15 protein-coding genes are annotated in these 20,205 nt (G+C 63.4%); 8 read left to right on the top strand and 7 right to left on the bottom strand.

Features of this window, described 5'->3' with window-relative positions:
- Positions 1-138 precede the first annotated feature (138 nt).
- The gene (locus J2853_RS47520) at positions 139-3,009 is read left to right on the top strand and encodes an AfsR/SARP family transcriptional regulator (RefSeq protein ID WP_307569521.1); all 2,871 of its coding nucleotides are present in this window, start codon (positions 139-141) and stop codon (positions 3,007-3,009) included.
- Positions 3,010-3,046: 37 nt separating this feature from the next.
- Here the strand turns inward: J2853_RS47520 and J2853_RS47515 are convergent, their stop codons facing one another.
- A complete protein-coding gene (locus J2853_RS47515; protein ID WP_307569519.1) occupies positions 3,047-3,877 on the bottom strand; it encodes an SAM-dependent methyltransferase in 831 nt (276 codons plus the stop codon).
- Positions 3,878-4,719: 842 nt separating this feature from the next.
- On the bottom strand, positions 4,720-5,151 hold the full coding sequence (locus tag J2853_RS47510; RefSeq protein ID WP_307569517.1) for a hypothetical protein: 432 nt from the start codon (positions 5,149-5,151) through the stop codon (positions 4,720-4,722).
- A gap of 613 nt (positions 5,152-5,764) precedes the next feature.
- Between J2853_RS47510 and J2853_RS47505 the strand changes: the two genes are divergently transcribed.
- The 4 genes from J2853_RS47505 (at position 5,765) to aroF (ending at position 9,116) form a co-directional block, all read left to right on the top strand.
- Positions 5,765-6,322, top strand: a complete 558-nt coding sequence (locus J2853_RS47505; protein ID WP_307569516.1) for a chorismate pyruvate-lyase family protein — start codon at positions 5,765-5,767, stop codon at positions 6,320-6,322.
- Positions 6,319-7,353, top strand: a complete 1,035-nt coding sequence (locus J2853_RS47500; protein WP_307569514.1) for a cytochrome P450 — start codon at positions 6,319-6,321, stop codon at positions 7,351-7,353. The genes J2853_RS47505 and J2853_RS47500 overlap by 4 nt, the downstream gene beginning before the upstream one ends.
- Before the next feature lie 344 nt (positions 7,354-7,697).
- Entirely contained in the window at positions 7,698-8,027 is a 330-nt protein-coding gene (locus tag J2853_RS47495; protein ID WP_307569512.1) for a hypothetical protein, read from the top strand.
- On the top strand, positions 8,028-9,116 hold the full coding sequence (aroF, locus tag J2853_RS47490; protein WP_307569510.1) for a 3-deoxy-7-phosphoheptulonate synthase: 1,089 nt from the start codon (positions 8,028-8,030) through the stop codon (positions 9,114-9,116).
- A 201-nt stretch (positions 9,117-9,317) separates the two neighbouring features.
- On the opposite strand, the gene J2853_RS47485 is transcribed toward aroF, so the two are convergent.
- The 4 genes from J2853_RS47485 to J2853_RS47470 form a co-directional block, all read right to left on the bottom strand.
- Positions 9,318-11,783, bottom strand: coding sequence for an NACHT domain-containing protein (locus J2853_RS47485; RefSeq protein WP_307569508.1), 2,466 nt, complete (start codon positions 11,781-11,783; stop codon positions 9,318-9,320).
- Between the two features lie 364 nt (positions 11,784-12,147).
- On the bottom strand, positions 12,148-12,489 hold the full coding sequence (locus tag J2853_RS47480; RefSeq protein ID WP_307569506.1) for a hypothetical protein: 342 nt from the start codon (positions 12,487-12,489) through the stop codon (positions 12,148-12,150).
- A 688-nt stretch (positions 12,490-13,177) separates the two neighbouring features.
- The gene (locus tag J2853_RS47475) at positions 13,178-14,218 is read right to left on the bottom strand and encodes a hypothetical protein (RefSeq protein WP_307569505.1); all 1,041 of its coding nucleotides are present in this window, start codon (positions 14,216-14,218) and stop codon (positions 13,178-13,180) included.
- Between the two features lie 148 nt (positions 14,219-14,366).
- The gene (locus J2853_RS47470; RefSeq protein WP_307569503.1) at positions 14,367-15,941 is read right to left on the bottom strand and encodes an MFS transporter; all 1,575 of its coding nucleotides are present in this window, start codon (positions 15,939-15,941) and stop codon (positions 14,367-14,369) included.
- An 801-nt stretch (positions 15,942-16,742) separates the two neighbouring features.
- Between J2853_RS47470 and J2853_RS47465 the strand changes: the two genes are divergently transcribed.
- On the top strand, positions 16,743-17,555 hold the full coding sequence (locus J2853_RS47465; RefSeq protein ID WP_307569501.1) for an SAM-dependent methyltransferase: 813 nt from the start codon (positions 16,743-16,745) through the stop codon (positions 17,553-17,555).
- A 226-nt stretch (positions 17,556-17,781) separates the two neighbouring features.
- On the opposite strand, the gene J2853_RS47460 is transcribed toward J2853_RS47465, so the two are convergent.
- Positions 17,782-18,453 (bottom strand): ATP-binding protein, encoded by a 672-nt coding sequence (locus J2853_RS47460; RefSeq protein ID WP_307569500.1) that lies wholly within the window; start codon positions 18,451-18,453, stop codon positions 17,782-17,784.
- 421 nt (positions 18,454-18,874) lie between these two features.
- On the opposite strand from J2853_RS47460, the gene J2853_RS47455 reads away from it, so the two are divergent.
- Positions 18,875-19,753: a helix-turn-helix domain-containing protein gene (locus tag J2853_RS47455; protein ID WP_307569498.1), complete on the top strand. Its 879-nt coding sequence runs from the start codon at positions 18,875-18,877 to the stop codon at positions 19,751-19,753.
- Positions 19,754-19,762: 9 nt separating this feature from the next.
- Positions 19,763-19,963 carry a DUF397 domain-containing protein gene (locus tag J2853_RS47450; RefSeq protein ID WP_307569495.1) on the top strand — a complete coding sequence of 67 codons (201 nt, stop codon included), beginning with the start codon at positions 19,763-19,765 and terminating at the stop codon, positions 19,961-19,963.
- The last annotated feature ends 242 nt before the right edge of the window (positions 19,964-20,205 follow it).

Raw genomic sequence — 20,205 nt, 5'->3', positions numbered from 1 at the left:
ATTTGGGTGGTCATAACCAGGTGCGCGTTTGGTCAGGGCGAGGTCAGCCAAAATCCCCCTCGTCCGCAAAATTGTCATTTCACCCCCCGCGTCCGTTAGCTAAGGTGATGATCTATAGATAACGAGTCGGGGGAATCGGTGCGCTTTGAGATCCTGAGACGGACCGCGGTTTTCGTCGACGACGCCGCCGACGCCGTGAACCTGTCTGCCGCGCAACGTCGAGCGATGGCAGCGCTGCTGGTAGCGGGCCCGCATGGCATGTCCGCTGACCGGTTGATGGGCGCAATTTGGGAAGACGATCTTGATCACACTGGCCCGTTAAAGACGCTACTGTCCGCGCTGCGTCCCCTGCTCGGCGGCCGTCTACCCAAAGGCAGTGCAGGTAGCTACCGCTTAGTCCTCGCGCCCAATGACACGATAGATGTGACGCACTTTCGCGCCTTGGTCGACGATGCTAAGGCGGCATCGAGCGCAGGCGACCAGGCGCGCGCGGTAAAGGCACTGCAAGCAGCACTCGACTTATGGGGCGACGACCCACCGTTGGAAGATGTCTCCACCACCGTCGACAGGCTGAGTCAATACCGGGTGGATTTGCTGCTGGAGCGCCAACGAGCTGTACTCACGCTTCTTCAAGCGCGGCTGGATCATGGTGAGCACCACACGCTGGTGACCGATGTGCAGCGCGCGCTGAGCGACGATCCGCTCTCAGAGCCGCTGTATCTCATCCTGATGACCGCGCTGTATCGCAGTGGGCGGCGTGCGCAAGCACTGGAGCAGTTCGAGATCGCCAGCGCCGTCATCCTGCGGAACACCGGCTATGGACCTGGAACGGATCTGCAGCGGCTCAATGACCAGATCGCCGCCGACACCCCTCCAGATGTCCCTCCTTCCTCTGCTTCGCCTTCGCCCTCTGCTTCGCCCGCGCCCGTAGCCGAGGCCACGGCCTATCCCCTGGCCCAGTTACCGTCGGACGTGGTGGATTTCACCGGCCGCGCCCAGGAGATCGCCGATCTTGTCGCGTTTTTGCGCCCTGACCCAAAGCGCCACGGTGTGCCGGTCGCTGTTATCAGCGGATCGCCGGGGGCCGGCAAGACCACGCTCGCCGTCCATGTTGGGCACCTTCTACACGATGATTACCCCGGTGGGCAGATCTGGGTGGACATGGCCGCGACGTCAGATCGGCCTCCGTCCACTAGTGACGTGCTGGCCGAGTTGTTGAGTACGCTCGGCGTCGCGTCTCGGGACCTGCCGTCGAGCACTACACAACGCAGTGCATTGGTGCGCTCGCTGCTCGCGCAGCGCCGCGTGCTATTGCTGATCGATGATGTCGCAGCGGTGCATCAGGTCCAGCTACTCCTGCCCGGTAGTGCCTCATCGGCGGTCATTCTGACCAGCCGTATCCGCCTGGCCGGCAGTGGCATCCGTCCGATCCGGCTAGAGCCGTTGAACACCGTTGAGGCGCGTAATCTGCTGACCCAGATTATCGGATCTGCGCGAGTGGCCGCCGAACCGGAGGCCACCGATAAAGTACTCAAAATCTGCAGCGGTCTGCCCTTGGCTGTGCGAATCGTGGGAGCTCGGCTATCCATCCAGGACGGGTGGAGCATCGACTATCTAGCGAATCGACTGAGTAATCGACTATCTGAGCTGACGGTAGATGGCTGGGGAGTGAGCGCAAGCATCGCCGACAGCTATCATGCGTTGCCCGGTGACGCGCAGAGAGCCTTTCGTATTTTGTCGCTGGCCGGACCTGGTGATTGGCCAATGTGGGTGGCTGCGATGTTGCTGGGAGTGGAAGATGCCGAACCGGTGCTGGAAACCTTGGTTTTGCACAGTCTCTTGACTCCCTCCCGCGTAGACACTCTGGGGCAACCGCGGTATCGATTGCATGATCTGCTGCGCGAATACGGCGCGATGCGGCTTACTGAGTATGAGCACATTCCCGAGCGTGACGTGACCGTTGAACGACTGATTATGGGATGGCTGGAATTGGCAGCCGCCGCTGATGTGAGCATCACCAGCGAGCCTTATTTTCCCCCTTTGGTGACAATGAAAGGCCCTTTTGCTCCGAAACAGTCTCTTTCTCTAATCGCAGATGATCCCGGCGGATGGTTTAACGCTGAAATCACCAATATATTGTCGGTTATCCGGCTGGCTTGCCAGGAGAAACGCCATCGCCTGGCCTATGGCGTGGCTATGAGGGCGTCTTCCTATCTGGTGCGCGAAGAGCGACTAACCGACGCCGAGGACATGTGGCGTGACGTCGTTCAAGCAGCGGTGGCGGCAGCGGATGTCGGAATCATTGCCAGCGCTCGGCTTCGGCTGGCCTCGTTGATCATCCGTCAACCTGGTGGCCTACGGCGAGCACTGCCGTTGATGGACACCTGCATCATCGCGGTCGCCCGGCAGAGCGATCGGCGAGTTTTGACCCGGGCATTGGCGCTACGGGCAGCCTGCCGCTATCAGATCACCGTCGCAGAGCAGGGTTCAGCCGGCGACGATGTGTCGTTCGGGCCTTACCTTGAGCTGGCCTGCATCGATGCCCAGCGGGCATTGGCACTGGCCCGTATGCTCGCCACTTCCCATGCCGAGTCGATCAGCCTGTGCATATTGGCGCTGGTGGCGAGTCTGCGTGGCCATCACGATGAGGCGATCAGCCTGGGGCACCAGGCCGTGACGGTGAGCAAAACCATCGGTACTGCACCCGGCGACAGCGGATACGAGCTTTTCGCGCTCCATGCACTAGCGACGACCCTCTTGGCCGCGGGCCAATACAGCAGAGCGCTTCAGATATGTGAGCGTGGCCGCACCCTGGCTCAGGCGGTGCGTTACACCTTCGGTGAAGCCGGATTCCTGGAACTGGCGGGCGACGTTCTAGCAAAAATGGGGCACGGGGTCGACGCCTTTAATCGCTATCACGAAGCATCGCGAATGTATGCCGACGATATGGCCGAACAACACCGCACTCGATGCTGGAACAAGATGATGGTCGCCGGTGCTGCTCGGTAAAACCGCGCACGGGATGATGTGACGTCCGGTTACGCGGTCATCGAACCTTGCGACCTACCCCGCCTTTTGTCGGCATGGGGTGTCTTTCACCGACGGGCTTCTCCGGCCGCCATGCTTCCACATCGACCACGCCGGGCTCCAGCATTTCTAGATTTCCAAAAAGGTTTTCAATGTCCCGGATCGTCCGAAAATCGACGGGTACATTCATCTCACGAAAGAGAGCGCGAACACGTTCTCCGACCTCGGGGTCGAGACCGTCAGAGGAAAGGTGATTGATGACGAGGTGGCTGCCGACGGGCACCTGCCACATAATTCGATCGATGATTCCTTGCGGATCGTCGGGATCCATAATGAAGTGAACCATGCCTGCGAGTATGACGCAGATGGGACTATTAAAGTCTAAGAACCGCGTGGTGTCCGGGTGGTCGAGAATATTTTTCGGAGCCAAAGGGTTTCCGACGATGAAAATGGTGTTTTTGTCACTGGCAAATTCAATTTTCGCTGAGGCAAAAACATTCGGATCGTTATCTGCGTAGACAACTCGTATGCCCTCTAAACCAACCTCCCGGGCGGCAGCCTGGGCCACTCTATGGACACTCACGTCGCCTATTTGGCCTGAACCGACGTCCAAAAACTGTAATGTCCCGCACTCTTTCACCATATAACGAACCACTCGCGCGATGAACTCTCGATTCGCGTGAGCTACTTCTACCATATGTCTTTTCAACGCCGGGCCGGAAGCAACCACCCATTCAGCCGCCTCCTTATCAACTTCTTTATAATAACTCTCGTTGCCAAGGAGGTAATTATAAAGGCCTCCACGTGACGGCCCCGATGTGTCAGATGCAGACCATGGAGCAGAACTCATTCCCCACTCGCCCCCTTTGCCCAAAAAGCATTGACATACAGACTAAACAAGATTGGTTCAGCGTGACACGATGTCCTTTTTGGCGAATAAACTTTTAAGAAATTCAAACGCACCGTTTGGTCCCACTGCGCCACGAAATTCATCACCATCTTTACCGTCTGCGATCGTCAACTAACGCCATGATGCAAGGCAATGTGGCAAGCTAGCAGGCATTGAATTTTACAACTGTTGATCATACTAGCTTCGAAGATCAACGGGATGGGCATACTGGGACAATCTAACGATCTGCGGGGATCGTGACCAGGGTGCCCGGGGCGCCCGGACAACCGGGGTTCCCCGATCGGGCCTGAGCCAGTCAAGCTGCGGCGACGAGCCGGCCCGCCATCCTAAGGAGTCGGTGGCGTGAGGGGTGTCAGGACGCGATGACCGAACTCCTGAACACGTCGGTGGCGAATATCACTCTTATCGCGCTCCACCAGGTGGCCCGCAAGGCGATGGACATCGGCAGTGGACAAAGGCCCTTCTCGCCGCCGGCCGGGCGGATGCGAGGAAATCATCTTCATGCGGTAGTCGGTCTGGCAGATCGGCTCTGCTATGGCAGATGCCCGGATCGGCCCAGCCGCGCTCGCCATTTTCAAGGCTGCTCTGACCTGGGGAGTCATGTCCTGAGTCCAGGACGAGTTGGAAGCCGGGCACCACGGAGAAAGGCCCGGTCGTGCGCCTGGGCACGACCGGGTCTCGGGATCTTCGAAGCTTTATTGCTTGGCTTTATATCCGCCGGTGAAGACGCCTCAGCTCCCCACGCGGTCTCATGACCGGAGAGCTGCGGCTACCAGGTGACGTCAGCGCGCACCGTATACCTGTTCGCTCAGCCACTCGATCAGACCTGCCATCGTCAAAAGACTGGCGGCAAGCTCGAAGTCGGTAGGCAGCCGTCTCATGTCGGGGACGGCGAAGGTGCGGGCGAGTACCTGCTCAGCCATATAGCGATGGCCGGCGTGGAGCTGTCGCAGCGCCGCACGCAGATGATTGATACGGGCGAGAACGCGGGGGTGCGACCAGCCGAGCACTCGAATCGAAGCGATGTCCGAGGAGCCGTCGGCGTCGATGTAGGCGGCGTAGCCGTGCCGGTGCAGGGCAAGAAGAGCCGGCTCCACGCCGTGACTGGACGCCATGGTGATGCGCACGCCAGCAGCGTCGCCGCGCATGGCGGTGATCGCCACGGAAGTGGCGCGTTCGCAGATGTGTCCGAGCCAGGGCGCCTGTGCGCTCACTGCGGATGGGTGTCGTACATCGACCACTGCGTCACGTCCTTACCGGAGCCCGAACGGGATGGATTTGATGGCAGTTTCAGAAACGGGTGACCTGGCCGTCAGCCCGCTGCCCCTGCCCCTGCCCCTGCCCCTGCCCCCAGCTGAGGGTGCGGCTCACCGTGAAAGTTGACAAAAATGCTTTTCGGATGCCAGCGCAAAGCACGAATCACTGTATCTCATTGGCCGTTCAGCTTGTAAAGTACGTCTTTACTGATGGTTGTCACGCGAGTGACAGCTATTTCTACCGATGGCCAGCGGCCAAACCGAGCTGTACGGCGCTGTAGGTCTTCGCACCGATGAACCAGGCGTTCGCTCAGTTCAGATGGGCGAGTTTTAGCAGGTCAACTCTCATTTTCTTGTACGGCGCATCGTTCGGCCTGCGACGCGAACGTCGTCTTCGCGGATGCCGCGCAGCACGATAGCGGAGAAGATCACAAATTGATGACGAGACCGACCTTGACTAGAGTTGTCAACATAAACCTCTCTATGCTCGCCGAACATACAAACAGAACGAGTCAAGAAACTTGACAGCAAGGTGGGCCCGATGGATGCCTCCGCATCTTCGATCAGTCGAATGGTGCTCGAGCAGGATGGCTCGACCACACGCATACTCAGCGCGCTGGTGGGCGTTCGGCTACAGCTGCGAACCCTCACCCAGGACCTGGCCCCTTCGGCCCAGGCCTTACCGCAAAAAACCCGTGTCGCACTGAGTCTGAGCGCCCACCAAAAGGTGGTCGTGCGCACGTCGGAGCTACGCACTCCTGTCGGCCTGGTGGTCTCCCGCAACCGAGTGATCATGGTGGGATCACACCCGATGATCGGTGAGATCATCGCCCGGCCTGACCATCCGCTGGGACTGGTGCTACGCGCTCACCAGGTCGAGCAGCATCGGCAACTCCTCGATGCGGGGATCCGGGCCGTGTCCTGGGAAGCCGACGAGAAGGCGGTGATCAGCATGTGGCGGTCCTACTTCATCTCCATCGACGGGAAGCCGGTGCTGTGGATCGAGGAGATGTTCTGCCCGCGTTTCGTGCCGGTCTTGGAGGCCTTCCCGCGCTCCCTCTCCCCGTCGCCGCTACCTGCGGTTGCCAAGACGACAGCCAGTGCCGTCTTGGCCGGGCAGACTGCATGATTTTCCACGAAGCCGTGAGCCTGAGCCAGCTGGACTTGCTCGATGGTCCGGAGGTCATCGCCTGGCCTCATGCGCTGTATCGGCGGCTACGCGAGCAGGGTGCGGTGCTGTGGCTCCCGACCAACGGCGCATGGGTGATCACCCGTCATGCCGCCGTGCAGCAGGCTCTGTGCGACGAGGGCTTCGCTCCGTTGGCCGCCTCCGCTCCCTCTTTGGGCACACCGCGTTCAGCGGAGATGGCGAGGCCTCGCGCGCTCACCGCTGATGACTGGCTTGAGGCCTTGGCGGCCGAGCAGGTTCAATCGCATCTGATCAGACCGTACAAGCGAGTGATGCGCCGTCGCGCCGAAGAGCGGCTGGTCCAGCTGGCCGGCTGGCGAGGCATCGACGCGATGAGTCAGCTGATCACCCCCATCCTCACCGCGGTGGCCACGGACCTGGCGCGGACCACTCCCCCAGCGCCGCAACTGGACCATGACGCTACTGCTGAGCTGATCGGCCCGTCGGACTCCACCGAGCTCGCGGCGCCCCGTTCCGGCTCCGGTGGCGGCAACGTGGTGGCCGACGCCCTGGGCAACGTGGTCGCGCTGTTAGCCACCCGCCCTGCCCTCTGGCAGTTACTGCTCGGCAATCGGGACCGGGTTCCGGCCGCCGTGGCCGAATGCCTGCGCTTGGCACCGCCGCTGCACTGGGCCTCGCGAGTCACCACTCGCCTGGTACGGCTCGGCGGAGCCGAGATCCCCGCTCACTCCCGCGTACTGATCCTGCTGGCCAGCGCCTATCGCGATGAACGGCATTGGGTAGACCCAGAGGCCTTCCGATTGGATCGCCCTCTGATGGGCCATCATCGGCCCCCTACCGTCACGTTCACCTGGGACAACAGCCTGCTGAGGCTGCAAGCTGAAGCACTCGTGCACGCCATGCTCGACCACCTCGCGCACATGGAGTTGGCCGGGCCCAGCCTGCCCCGTATCCACCGCGCCCACCGCGGCCACCTTGATCTACCGATCTGCCTCATTCCCCACCTCTGAGCGGAGCTCCGATGACTACCCAGATGGCCCGGCCGGCCCCGTCCCCCGACGATGTCTTCAGCCCGGCCGTGCCGGCGCAGATGGCACCGCAGGTCGATCTCCACCGCCCCTACGGTGATCCTCTGGCCACCACGGCCACCGTGTCACCGCAGCACACCATCCCGGCCGCAATCTCCACCGCAGCACCGCCTGTACCGACGGCTGTCGCCTCGCAGGACAGACCGCTTCGGCGCAGGCATCAGCGCGAGGCCACCCGTCCCTCGCGCCTTCCCCCGACACCGGCACCAGCCCAGCCAGAGTGGCCGTGGCCAGAAGAGGAGGCGACTCCGGGCACCTTGTATCGGATGCCAGGTCGGCGCGAAGACAAGCCCTTCGAGGAACGACCCGGCGAGCGGACTGGAGATATCGTCGTCTGGCCGCCCACCGATCTGCGGCCTCCGCCCGCGCCCCGAGGGTCGCTGGCCGATATCGATGACACCCCCACCCTGGTTCAGCCCTACCTGCCCGAGGCGGTGATCCACCTCGGGGTGGGCACTCAGCTGCCTGCCGACGTGCGGCAGGAGCTGATCCACGTACGCACCGCGGCGCTGACCTTCATGGCCGCGGTGGAACGCAGCGGACAACTGAGCACCGCCCCGGTCCCGAGTGACGATGACGCGCGGCGGGTGTTGTAAATGGTCATTGTGATGGGCTCAGCGCCAGACGCATCCGACATCGTCGCGGTGATCGAACGAGTCAAGGAGAGCGGATGCGACGACGTGCGAGTCAGCCGCGGCAAGAGCCGGACCATCATTGGCCTGCTCGGCGACGTCAGTCAGTTAGACCCTGTCGAGCTGCGTGGCATGGCTGGTGTGGTCAATGTCGTCAGCGTCTTCGCGCCCTACAAGCTGGTGAGCCGGGACAACCACCCCGAGCGCTCCACCGTCTGGGTCGGCGGCGTGCCGATCGGCCCCGGCACGGTCACGCTGATCGCCGGCCCGTGTGCGGTGGAGACCCCGCAGCAGACGCTGGAGGCGGCTCAGATGGCCAGGGCCGCCGGGGCCACCCTGCTGCGCGGCGGCGCCTACAAGCCCCGTACCTCCCCCTACGCCTTCCAGGGTCTCGGCGAGGCGGGCCTGCGGATCCTCGCCGACGTGCGCGAGCAGACCGGGCTGCCCATCGTCACCGAGGTCGTCGATCCCGACGACGTCAAGCTGGTCGCCTCCTACGCCGACATGCTGCAGGTCGGCACCCGCAACGCGCAGAACTTCGCGCTCCTGGAAGCGGTCGGCGAGATCGGTAAACCGGTCATGCTCAAGCGCGGCATGAGCGCCACCATCGAGGAGTGGCTGATGGCCGCCGAGTACATCGCCCAGCGCGGCAACCTCGACATCGTGCTGTGCGAGCGCGGCATCCGCACCTTCGAGACCGCCACCCGCAACACCCTGGACGTCTCCGCGGTCCCGATCGCCCAGCGGCTGTCGCACCTGCCGGTCATCATCGACCCGTCCCACTCCGGCGGCCACCGCGACCTGGTCCTGCCGCTCACCCGGGCGGCCATCGCCGTCGGCGCCGACGGCGTGATCATCGATATCCACCCCGACCCGGAGCAGGCCCTCTGCGACGGCCCCCAGGCACTGACCGGGAGCGATATCGGGGACCTCGCTCGCGTGATGACCCTGATGCCCGCGGTGACCGGCCGACACCGAACACCTTCGGCCATGCCGAGTGACGAGTCCATCCAAGCTTCCCTGCGGCGAACCCTAGAGGGCGCCCGAGCCTAAGGGAACTATCGGCAAGCACGTCGCCGCAGGAGGCAACCAGGGTTACGTGACCCCATCCCAGTCCCTTCTGCGGCGGCGTGCTTGCCGATAGTTGAGGGTCCCCTAGCAGCGAGCGCGAAGCCACGGATGTGTTCCGAACTCGGACCCCAGGATTCCGGGGTCACCGCGACGGAACACCCGGGCATCGCGGCCCGGGAAAAATCAGAGAACCTCCACTGGTCCGGTCGCGGTCCCCTGCTGACGGGGAGCAGGTCGGGCCGGTGGGACAGCGGCGAGGTGGTCGTGGAGGTCAGCGTGCCGGAACTGGTAGAGCGGGCCGACCGCGCGCAGTAGCCCCAGCCGATGCGCGTCATCCAGGAACGGCATCAACGCGCGGGGCAACCGGCCCGCCCAGGCCAGCCGATAGGAGGCGACCAGATACGCCAGCCACGCATGGTGATCCCCAACTGCGAACCCAACTGCGAACCCGACCGCGAGCACGACCGCGAACCCGACCACGAACGGGACCACGAGCCCAACCTCGACCACGAGCCCAACCGCGAGCACGAACGCGAGCCCGAACATGGCGGTCCGCACGAGATTCAAAGCGCGGTCGGCTCGCCAACTAGACATCGGCTCCGCTACCTGTTGTGCTGCGGCGGGAGCTTCAGCCCACTGCATAAACCCGAGCGCGAGACTGAGCACCAGCCCGACCGCCAGCCCGATCGCCAGCCCGGGCGCGAGTATTTTCCTGAACACATCCGTGACCTCGTCCGTGATCGCGAGCGCGAACGAGGACCCGAACGCGAACCCGAACGGGACCCCGGCCGCGAGACCGGCCGCGAGTCGGCGGGCGAGTAGAGATCCTCGACCCTGCAGACGGAGATTGGCGAATCCCGGTTCCTGTAACGACCATGGGCTCGACGCCAGCCCGAACGCGACCCCGACTGCGAGGCCGGACGCGAGACCGGTCACGAGCCCGTACCGGAGGCCCACTGCGAGCCCGACTGCGAGCCCGATCGCGAGACCGGCCGCGAGACCGGCCGCGAGTCGGCGGGCGAGTAGAGATCCTCGACCCTGCAGACGGAGATTGGCGAATCCCGGTTCCTGTAACGACCATGGGCTCGACGCCAGCCCGAACGCGACCCCGAACGCGACCCCAACCGCAAGCCCACTCGGAAGCGCATCCGTGATCACGACCGTGATCCCAATTGAGGTCCCATCCGTGATCCCGACCACGACTACGAACACAATCGCGAACACGAGCCCGAACACGAGCCCGAACAAGGAAGTGGTTGTGGCGGTGAAAGTGCGGGCGGTGTGGGCCAGGCGCCACCAGGCGAAGTCGCGGGTGGGAGGGCCGCCGTCTAGCGGGTGGGTCATCGTGTGAGCCAGGTAGGCCAGCCATCGCCGGGCCTGGCCGGGATCGTGCCTGACGCGAGGCCGGAAGGGGTCAGCGGCATCGCCGCTGGGTTGGCGCGCGGTGATCAGAGCGGGGATGAGCTGGTCGAACAGGTGGCCGCGAAGCTCCTTAGAACCGGGGAAACAGTCGGGGTCCAGCAACGGTGCGGGGTCGGCGTGGGCGTCGATGTAGACCACGCGCAGCAGCCACAGGCCCAAGGCGGTCTTCGCGACTGCAGCCAGCGCTGCCCCCCGATCCTGCGGGGTCCGCATCACGGCGGGCGCCGCGCGCAGCACGGCCAGGACCTCCTCCCACCCGGCCGACGGCTGCGGCGGCAGGCATCGTTTCAAGTAGGCGGCGGCCGCTTTCGGGGTCAAGGGCCGGGGCTCGATGACCATGGCCGAGGTGAGCACGTTTCCCGCGCCGTCGACGGCCTGGGCAAACTCGGTGGTCCGGCTGGTCACGATCAGCTGATCGGTGTCGGCCAGGGAGCGGTTCAGCGCGGTGATGACGGCGTGCTGGGCGGGCGGCGGGAGTTCGTCCAGGCCGTCCAATACCGGCAGGATGTGCCCGCGTGCGGCCAGCACCTCGGCCATCGCGGGAGGCAGATCAGGGCCGCGCAGCGCGGGGTAGTCCTGGGCGAGCCGGGCGGCCAGCCATTGGTGCAGCCGGGGGAAGGCGATGGTGTCCCAGCCTGCCACCGCTATCAGCACCGGTACCGGTTCATCGTGATGCGCGCTGCGGGTGGCCAGTAATTCGCGGACCAGTTGGACGGCCAGGGTGGTTTTACCGGTGCCGGGGCCGCCGAGGATAACCAGACGGCGGCGGCGCATGCTGCGGAACTTGCCGGTCAGGGCGGCGATGCCGTCGCTGGAGGCGGTCAGCCGCCGCAGGCCCGGGGTGAGGTTGGCCGGCTGATCCATCACCTGGACGGCAGAGGTCAGCTGCCAGCGCACCGGGATCGGGTCGGGGTCGTCCAGCGACCGCAGTCTCGCCTCGGCCTTCCACTGTTGTTCGACTAGTCCGGCCAGCACGTCTTTGGTGTGGGTCACCTGCGCGGAGGTCACCGCCGGCCTGGCGACCGATCGTCGCCACCACAGCCATAGCGGCACCAGCAATGTCGGCACTACCAGCACCACGCCGACCAATTGGGCCAGGTTCGCTGCGGTCTGCAGCCCCTCGGTGCCCCGCAGCGCCGATCCGATCAGCGCCAGCGCCCCGGCCACGCCCGCCAGCCCGGCCCACCAGCCCAGCGCGTATCGCCACGTACCGCCTCGCCTCGCCATAATCGCAATCATGAACGGCCTCGGCCGTAGGGCATTGGCAACGCAACAAACTGTGACCAACCCGCATCTGCACAGTCCCCGACCGCAGCTTCGGGAATGCCAACCCAGGTCCGTGAGACGGCCGTCGACCTCCGCCGCGACCTCATCTGTGCCTACGGGCCCGACGAGCTGTGTCACGCCGATACGCTGCTTGAGATCGAAGGAGAGGGCGTTGAAGCCATCGGCGGGTTTGATGCCCTCTCCATGGTCGCGGTCCGAACCCAGTCGAGCATCAACTGGAGACCGGACAACGCAGCGCTGGGACGGGTCCGGGTCCATACCGAACTGATCATCGGGTCGCACTCGTCATCGGTCTCGAGCGTGGTTATCCCAGGACGGTTATGTCCCAGCCGGAACTACGGCCGCCCTCGTTATCGGTGTCTGAGCCGAGTCGGATCAGCGCTCCGGTGGGAAAAGCCGCAGCCCGCGCGAGCGTGTTCACGAAGGAGTCGGCGAGAGCCGTCGCCTGCTTGTGGCATTCATCCTCGCCCGTCCCGTCCCAGCTGAACCCGGAGTCGACAACCAACGGGTCGCGATGCCCTGTGACCTTCATCAGGAGCTTGTACGACTGGTAGAACGAGCGCCCGCTCTCCACAGTGATGCCGACGATGCTGTCGCCGCGCACCAGTTCATTTCCGACACGCACCCACACATCGCGCTTGGCCACTGCTCCATCACTCCCGCCTGGGCCGATTTGCTGCGGCTTCAGCGTAGCGGCCACGACATTCTCGAGCTTGGCCCTGCCCTGACGAAATCGCCTGCTGACACGTGGTGCGGTGCGCGGCCGATGAGCGCCGTCTCCCGCATCGCACCTGACTGGCTGTTCGGTGTGCGGCCGGACCGATGTGGCCGGACTGCTGGTGATAATCCCGACAGATGACTCACATTGTGGCGCGTCGAAACAATAATGTGATCAGATGCGATCATGACGAATTCACACGCTCGCAGTGCTCAGGGCCAGCGCACCACCGGGGGAATGCGGCACACCGGGGGAATGCGGCACGTCGGGGCAATGCGGCACGTCGGGGGATGGAGTCGGTCCACGGCCACCCACGCGCGGTGACCCTGAGGTGATCCCTGACCCGCACCGCCGGAAAGGCGCAAGCGCAACTCGGTGCGTCTCACCCCGGCGGCGTCGGGCCTCTCGGAATTCGTGAACCCTCCTATGCCGACGGACGCGCTGGCGAACCGTTTCTGCCTTGATGCTCCTACCGCAGCCGCTACGCGTGAGGCCAACATCGCCCACGCCCGAAACCGTCTCGGCCACGTCTTTGAAAGGTTGAGCGCAAGCGGCGGCAGGTCTCGATTCCGGCGCACGTCCGGTGATGCGGGCAAGCCCGCAACGGCCCACTGGGTCAGGTGCCCAGTTCAGCCAGCACGGCGGGCATTATCCGCTGCGCAGCCGGGTTGGGCCGGCTCGTTATGGAGAATGGCAACTCGTTGTCCACCCACAGCAGCCCGGCCAACTCCACTGGCAGGTTCCATCGGGGTGGCGGAGTCGCGTCTGCGATGTAGGTGTCACCGGGGTTGAATTGGAGGGTGACAGCCGGCTCGCCAGTGAGCAGGTCGTCGAGTTCTCGCAGGCTCAGACCGGTAAAACGGTGCGCGCCCACAGCCACGACAAGCGGTAGATCGTGTTTGTTGACCAGCTGCCGGTATTTGCTGATCTTGTTCTTGACGGGCTCGATGATCTGCGCCGCGCTGACCTGTCCAGCCATCGAGCTGGGCGCATCGAAGCAGGCATACAGACCGAACGGGGAGGGTAGCAGGCCAGCTATTGGGTGGCCTTGAACGACGAAGGTGTAGCCGAAACTCGTGGCGATTCGCGGCCCGCTTAGTGGGCTGCTCAGCGCGACCTTCAGCTCTTGGGTGATCTTCTTGGCGATGCGCGGGTCAGGTGCCTGGACCGGCTGGCCGATGGACTCCAACCGGAGCACGACCCCGACCGGAATGGTCTTGATGCGCTGGGTCAACTGGTGCCAAGCGCGCATCCTGCCGTAGGTATCGCGTGAGGGTGAAGCGGTGTGTACCTCGACGAGGCACAGCGGCTCACCGGTGGCCGACAACACGGTCCAGTCGGGAGTCTGCCCGTCCCAGGACTGCTCATAGACGATCTCGAGCCCCGCTTGGCGAAGCGCGGCGCCGACCGCGAGCTCGAAGTGAACCGGCCAGTAGTGGTCGTCTTGCCACACACAGCCCGCCATCGCCTCAGCCTGGCTGAGCGGCAGGTGCCGCAGCTGCTCATCCAACCAATCTCGCCGGGAGGAGAACTCATCCTCCACGGCATTGTCGTAGGTGAGGCTGCGCTCCTGCGGGGCTTTGTGCCCAAAGCGGCGACGATGCGCCTCGACGAACTCGGGCCCGAACCGGCGCGGAGAGGTAGCCAGGTCTTCCATGCTCCGAAGTGTGACCGATTGACCACACATCAGGAGGATAAAGCGGCGATCTCGCCGCCAGAGCCCGAAGCCGTCCCTCACCTTTTGTCGTACTTGTTCGCGCGCCTCCTGCCCCGCTCTTGTCCTGCTCCAGTCAGCAGTCATGGCCTCAGCTACGGCTGGAGGCACCGCGCGGCGCGTCCTGCTGCCCTGCTGGACTTGTTGGTTGAGCGAGCAGCCAGTCCGCGGCGGCTACCACGTTTGCGGCGGCCTTGTACATGTCCCTGAGCGTGGTGCGTGGCTGATCCGGCCCCTCGATCAAAGGAGCAAACAACGGCGAAAACGCTGTGAACATCGGGCTTGGGATCGTCAGCGCGCTGATGGGCGAAAGGGCTGGCCGACGCTGCAGCCCGGGCGAGGAGGGTCTAGGAATACAAGCGGCGACCGGCCTGGTCGGCCGGATGAATAATGCGAGCACGCCAGCAGTAGCCATGAGTGCGATCAGTACGGTGAGCACCGAGCTGTAGCCGGGCAACGGCCCGGGCAAGAACGGCCGGTCCAGTATCGCCACGGCGGCCGCCACACCGACCGCTCCACCAATCTGGCGAGCGGTCATGCTCGCGCCGACCGCGGAGGCATAGCGATAGGCTCCAGCGCCCAGCGTGGCTTCCGATACTGCGGTGCTGATTGCCCCGAACCCCAGGCCGAGAACCGCGGTGCCCGACACCCATAAGGTCGGGGAGAATTGCCCCTGTGCCACGCCTGAGATCAGCCACATACTTGCGGCTCCGGACAGCAGCACGCCGCAGTAGATCACCGGGCGCGACCCGTAGCGACGTACCACCCGCCCGGCGACCAAGCTCGCCACCAGTACACCGCCCGATATCGGCGCCGTAGCAAGGCCGATGCCAGACAGCCCCATCTGCCATACCTCGCGCAGGACGACCGGCGTCACAGCCAGCAGCGAAAACGACGCCATCCCGTAGATGAACGAGATCAGACCGGCCAGCGCGAACGCCGGCTGCCGCCACAGCGCTATTTCGATCGCAGGCACCAGGTGATGCTTCGAACGCCACCCTGCCCCCACCATGAGCACCACTCCCCCGACGATCAACGTGAGTGTCGTGGCCGACTGCCACCCCCATACCGGACTCTTGGTGACAGCCAGAACCAGCGCGGCGATACCCGCCAGCAACAAAGCGGTGCCGACCAGGTCGGGAATTGGGCCACGGCCAGCCGAGGGGTGCGGCAAGGCGGTCGCCACGGCGACCAGGAGCACCCCGAGAATCGCTGACGGAGCGAAGAGGGCATGCCAGCCGAACGTCTCGGCCAGCCAACCGCCCCCGCTGTGCAAGATGACTCCTCCCAGCCCGGAGGCAGCCGACCAGACGCCGATGGCGGCCGCGCGCCGCTCAGGGGAGATCTCAGCCAGCAGCAATCCCAGTGATGCGGGGATGACCGCCGCAGCGGCTACTCCTTGTAATAGCCGCGCCACCAACAGCACCGGCAACGTAGGCGCGATGACCGCGCCTATCGCGCCCATCGCGAACAGCGTCAAGCCAATCAGCAGCATCCGCCGTCGGCCGACCGCGTCAGCCAGCCGGCCCGCGGCGGCGAGGAGCGCGGCATAGGGCACTGCGGCGGCGATCACCACCCACTGCAGATCCACCAGCGGTAAGCCCGCCCCCATCGTCGAAGATCCCAGAGCAGGTAGAGCCAGGGTGCCAGCGATGCTGTCGCCCATGACGACACCCATCGCACCGCACGTCACTGTCATCAGCAGCCCGATGCGGCGAGGGCTACGGCTGCGCACCGGATGCTGCGACTTAGAGCGGGGAGCCGCAACGGGTTGCGCGGGAGTATCGGAAGGAAAGCCATGCGGGGGCGAGGAGGTCGTGGGGACCATACAACTCCTGTCCTGGCGAAAGAGGAGGGGTGGGAGGGCATATGGGATGAGTCAGATTCCAGAGGTCATGAGCACCTGAGTTGAAAACATTGAGATGACAAATAGTCAAGGCTCATGTCAAGTCTGAGTTAGGAGTGTAGGGGGAGGTCGCCAAGACGTCACCATCCCCGCAAACCCCTACATCCACCGTGATCGATATGTGATGCTCGCGTAGCGAGTAAGCCATCGGGAGAGCCGGAGTGAGAGGCCTTGCTGACGATCGGGAAGCTGGAGCCGGAGTGCGCCCGTTTCACCCTGGTTCAATTTCGGACATTAATGCTGCTTGTGACATAAAGGTCACATCTCGCCGTCCTGCAATTGCAAATCAGGCACTCCAAGGCATCCATCTCGACTTGACAGTTGACCTTACGAGCAACCTTCTTCTCCCTGCCGCCAGCAGCGCCCGCCTGAACAGAGGAGCGCCGACCACTCCTCAGTGGGCGTGCGAGCTTCAGCCCGCCAAGTCGGGCGAAATTTCCTCTACCGAAAAGTGATCACATAACGATCAGCATCGTAATATGGCCGGTGATCAACACCCTCGGGCCCATCCGGGCCATGGTCAACCTCGCCAGCTAAATAGACATCAAGGGATGAAGCTCCGTGACTGTTGAACATGAGACTGCACCAGAGGGAGTCGACCCCTCGATCTTCTCCACTGCCCGACTGTACGACTACCTTCTAGAGGGGCATAACAACTACGCTGCGGACAGAAGCGTTGGTGATTACATCTTGGCCATCGCGCCAGAGATGAGGACGATCGCCAAGGAGAACCGCGAGTGCCTGGGCCGTTTCGTTAATCTTGCCACGAGTAGGGGAATCCGGCAGTTTCTCGATCTTGGCTCAGGTCTGCCAACCGCGCAGAACGTGCATCAGATCGCCCAGCAGACTTTGCCCGATGCCCGCACCGTCTACGTGGATTCCGACCACACGACTCTGCTCCATGCCAGCGCCTTGCTGAGCGATGAACCCAACACCGTTTTTGTGAAAGCCGACGTCGTCAGGCCTCAAGACATTTTGAGCCACCCGGACACCCTAAGAATTCTGAACTTTGACGAGCCTATTGCTGTGCTCATGATTGCGCTACTTCACTTTGTTCCGGATAGTGCTAACCCTCGCGAAATAGTCGCAGAGGTGATGGATGCGATGCCTGTAGGCAGCCTACTGGCCATCACACACCTTACCTACGAGGACGCCAGCCCCGAATTTACCGAGAGAATCAGTCAGATGTCCTCCGGTTCTCACGTTTCGCGCGTATCGCGCAATAGCCGGGAGATCGCGAGCCTGTTCGGCGCACTACCTCTGGCCGAAGGTGAGCTCGTAGATGCCGGCCGATGGGGTATTCCCGAAGAAGAAAGAAAAGAAATCATCCCTGGCCAAGTCCGGGTGCTGTTTGGTTATTCTGAGAAGAAATAATCTGAAGACAAACACACCAAAGGAACGTGTTGGATGCTCGTATCGTTCAGCCCCAGAGCTGGTCAGAGCCGTTACGAAGTCATGTAGTTGAGCCCGGGTGCCAATCAGTTAAGGAACCCTCCTCCATTCGGACAAGGCCGTCCACGATGGAATCGAACTGACGCTTTAGCCGACCGAACGCCCATTTTGTTCGGTCGGCACCATTTCGTACGTCCTTCCGGCTCATTCAGCGGCTCTCGCTCTGCGGGCCCTGAAGAGCGGCCAGCTGAACCGCCAAGTCTTCAGCCGATACCGCCGTCAGAAACTCATTCGGAGCAGGCGGTGCGGGCAGCGCCCACCAACAAAGCGTCTGGCGGCCAAACCACGTGCAGATATTGGGAAACCTACGGCGCAGATGCACTTGACCGGCGCAGATCGCCTCCTCAAAAGCTGCGGGGAAAGCGGCGGGTAGCTCACTGCTTGGACTCTCCCACGGTAGGTCGGCCCACATCAGGCGCCCGCGGTCATCACCGGCCGTTCCCGTGCGCATCGACAGATGCCGCACCATCTGTAGCCCCCGGCCATGCTCGGCCATCGGGTCATCGACCAGGTGCGGTTTGCTGGAGGAACCGTCATCGACGACCGTGATCCGCACCGTTGAGCCGTGCCAGGTGATTTCAACGGCGAAGCGGCCGCCATTGCCGGTTCGGGTGTGTTTGATCGCGTTCGCGCCGAGCTCCACGGCAACCAGCAATAGATCATCGCGAGCCGGACAGTTGGGCAGCAGAGAGGTCAGCCAGCGACGCAACTGTCGCAGTTGAAGTTCATGGCCGGGGAACACCTGTCGCCATCGGACGGGATCAAACGTCGGTTGCGACCTGTCGAGACCCTGGACCATGGCGCCGTTCACGATGGGCATTTCATCACCCTTGAGACGTTTTCAGAACCGAAGCGGTAAACCGTTCTGCACATAAACTTGGACAGTACAGATTTGGAAAACATCCTCAGTATGGTTCTGAAACAACTGGCTGGCAAGGCATTCTCAACCTTCCGTCACATGACGGTCACTCCACAGCCACACGGGCGCCGAAATCCACCCAGGGAACTCCCCTGCTCAGCACTTGCGCTGAGCAGGGCGTATGGCAACGAGCAGCTGGCAGCCGTCTCGCGCGGGCGACCCGCGCCTCTTCGCCTCCTGGACGGTACGAAAATCCGTTCCTCTCACGAGGAAGGCCTCCGTCCAGATCCGGATACGTTCCGCAGCTTGGCGTAAGTATGCTTTCTCTCGAGGGTCCGCTGCTTCGTACGGCCCATCGCTTCCTGGCCTCGGGAGAACTTAGATGATCACTACCTTCGTGCGTCGTCTGCGCTTGGCTACAGAGCTGAAGACCCTCCGGGAGGAAGTGGGTCTCACCCACGCCGAGCTGGCCGCGAAGATCGGGCAGTCACGACCGCAGATCTCTCGGCTGGAGAACGCCCATGTCGCACCAGATCAGAACGACATCATCAAGATCCTGGACGCGCTCGGCGTCGAAGGGGAGCGGTGGTCCCAAGTCCTGACAATCGCCCAGGAAGCCGCGGCGAAGGGCTGGTGGGAGCCGACCGCCAAGGCGATGGGTGAGCGTCAGGCGCTGTTCGCCAACTTGGAGGCCGGCGCGGTGTCGATCTGTCAGTACCAACAGACTTTCGTACCGGGCCTGCTCCAGACGCCGGAGTTCACCCGGGTGCGGGTCGAATCAGAGTGGGTCCAGGGCCCGGCCTCCACCACGACGGGCGCCGGTATCGATGGCGTCACGAAGGGGCGCGCCGGACGGCAGCGGATGTTGCATCGGCAGGGCGGGCCGACGTATGAGGCCATCCTGGACGAGGCCGTGGTGCGCAGGATCTCGGCTCCGCCTCATGTGCTACGCGCCCAGCTACTGCGTCTGATCGAACTGGCGCGGACCGAGAAGATCAAGGTTCAGATGTTGCCCGTCGATGCTCAGATCGAGGGTTACAGCTTTCCAGCCTGCTCGTTTTCAATTTTCCGCTATCCCGATCCTGGAGACCCGACCGTGGTCGCCGTGGAGGCGGTCACTTCCGACTTGGTGCTCACTCACCCCGACCAGACCAGGCCGCACACCGAGATGTATGACCGGCTACGCGCCGCCGCATTGCCGATCGAGGCAAGCATCGATCTCATCACCCAGGCGGCCGCGCGGCTGCCCGACTCTGCATAGGACACGACCATGACGACCCCAGACACCAAGTTCTCCGGCTGGCGCAAGTCCAGCCTCAGCGGCGGACAGTCCGACTGTGTGGAGGTCGGGTTCGCCGACAGCAGTATCGGAGTCCGTGACTCCAAGGACCCCTCCGGACCGCACCTGGAGTTCGAAGCCACCGCGTGGGCGGCCTTCATCACGGCCATCAAAAACAACCAATTCGACTGATCGTCACAGCTTTCCGCCTCTGAGAAGGCGGACCACGACAGGGCCGGAGCCTCGCAGAGAGCGAGACTCCGGCCCTGTCGGGCTATGTACGCGATTAACGGGTGACGGAAAGTACGGAAACCCTTGCCTGGTGTCTGCGTCAGAACCATACTGAGGACGGTTACTCGATGTTGGACAGTACAAGCTATGGGGCCGACCGAAAGTCTGTCCCGTAGCGACATCACCCGATTGGGGATCCGATG

Source organism: Streptosporangium lutulentum (assembly GCF_030811455.1).
Classification (GTDB): Bacteria; Actinomycetota; Actinomycetes; order Streptosporangiales; family Streptosporangiaceae; genus Streptosporangium; species Streptosporangium lutulentum.
The sequence above is the reverse complement of the archived record's forward strand: the minus strand, read 5'-3'. Positions and strand labels throughout refer to the sequence as shown.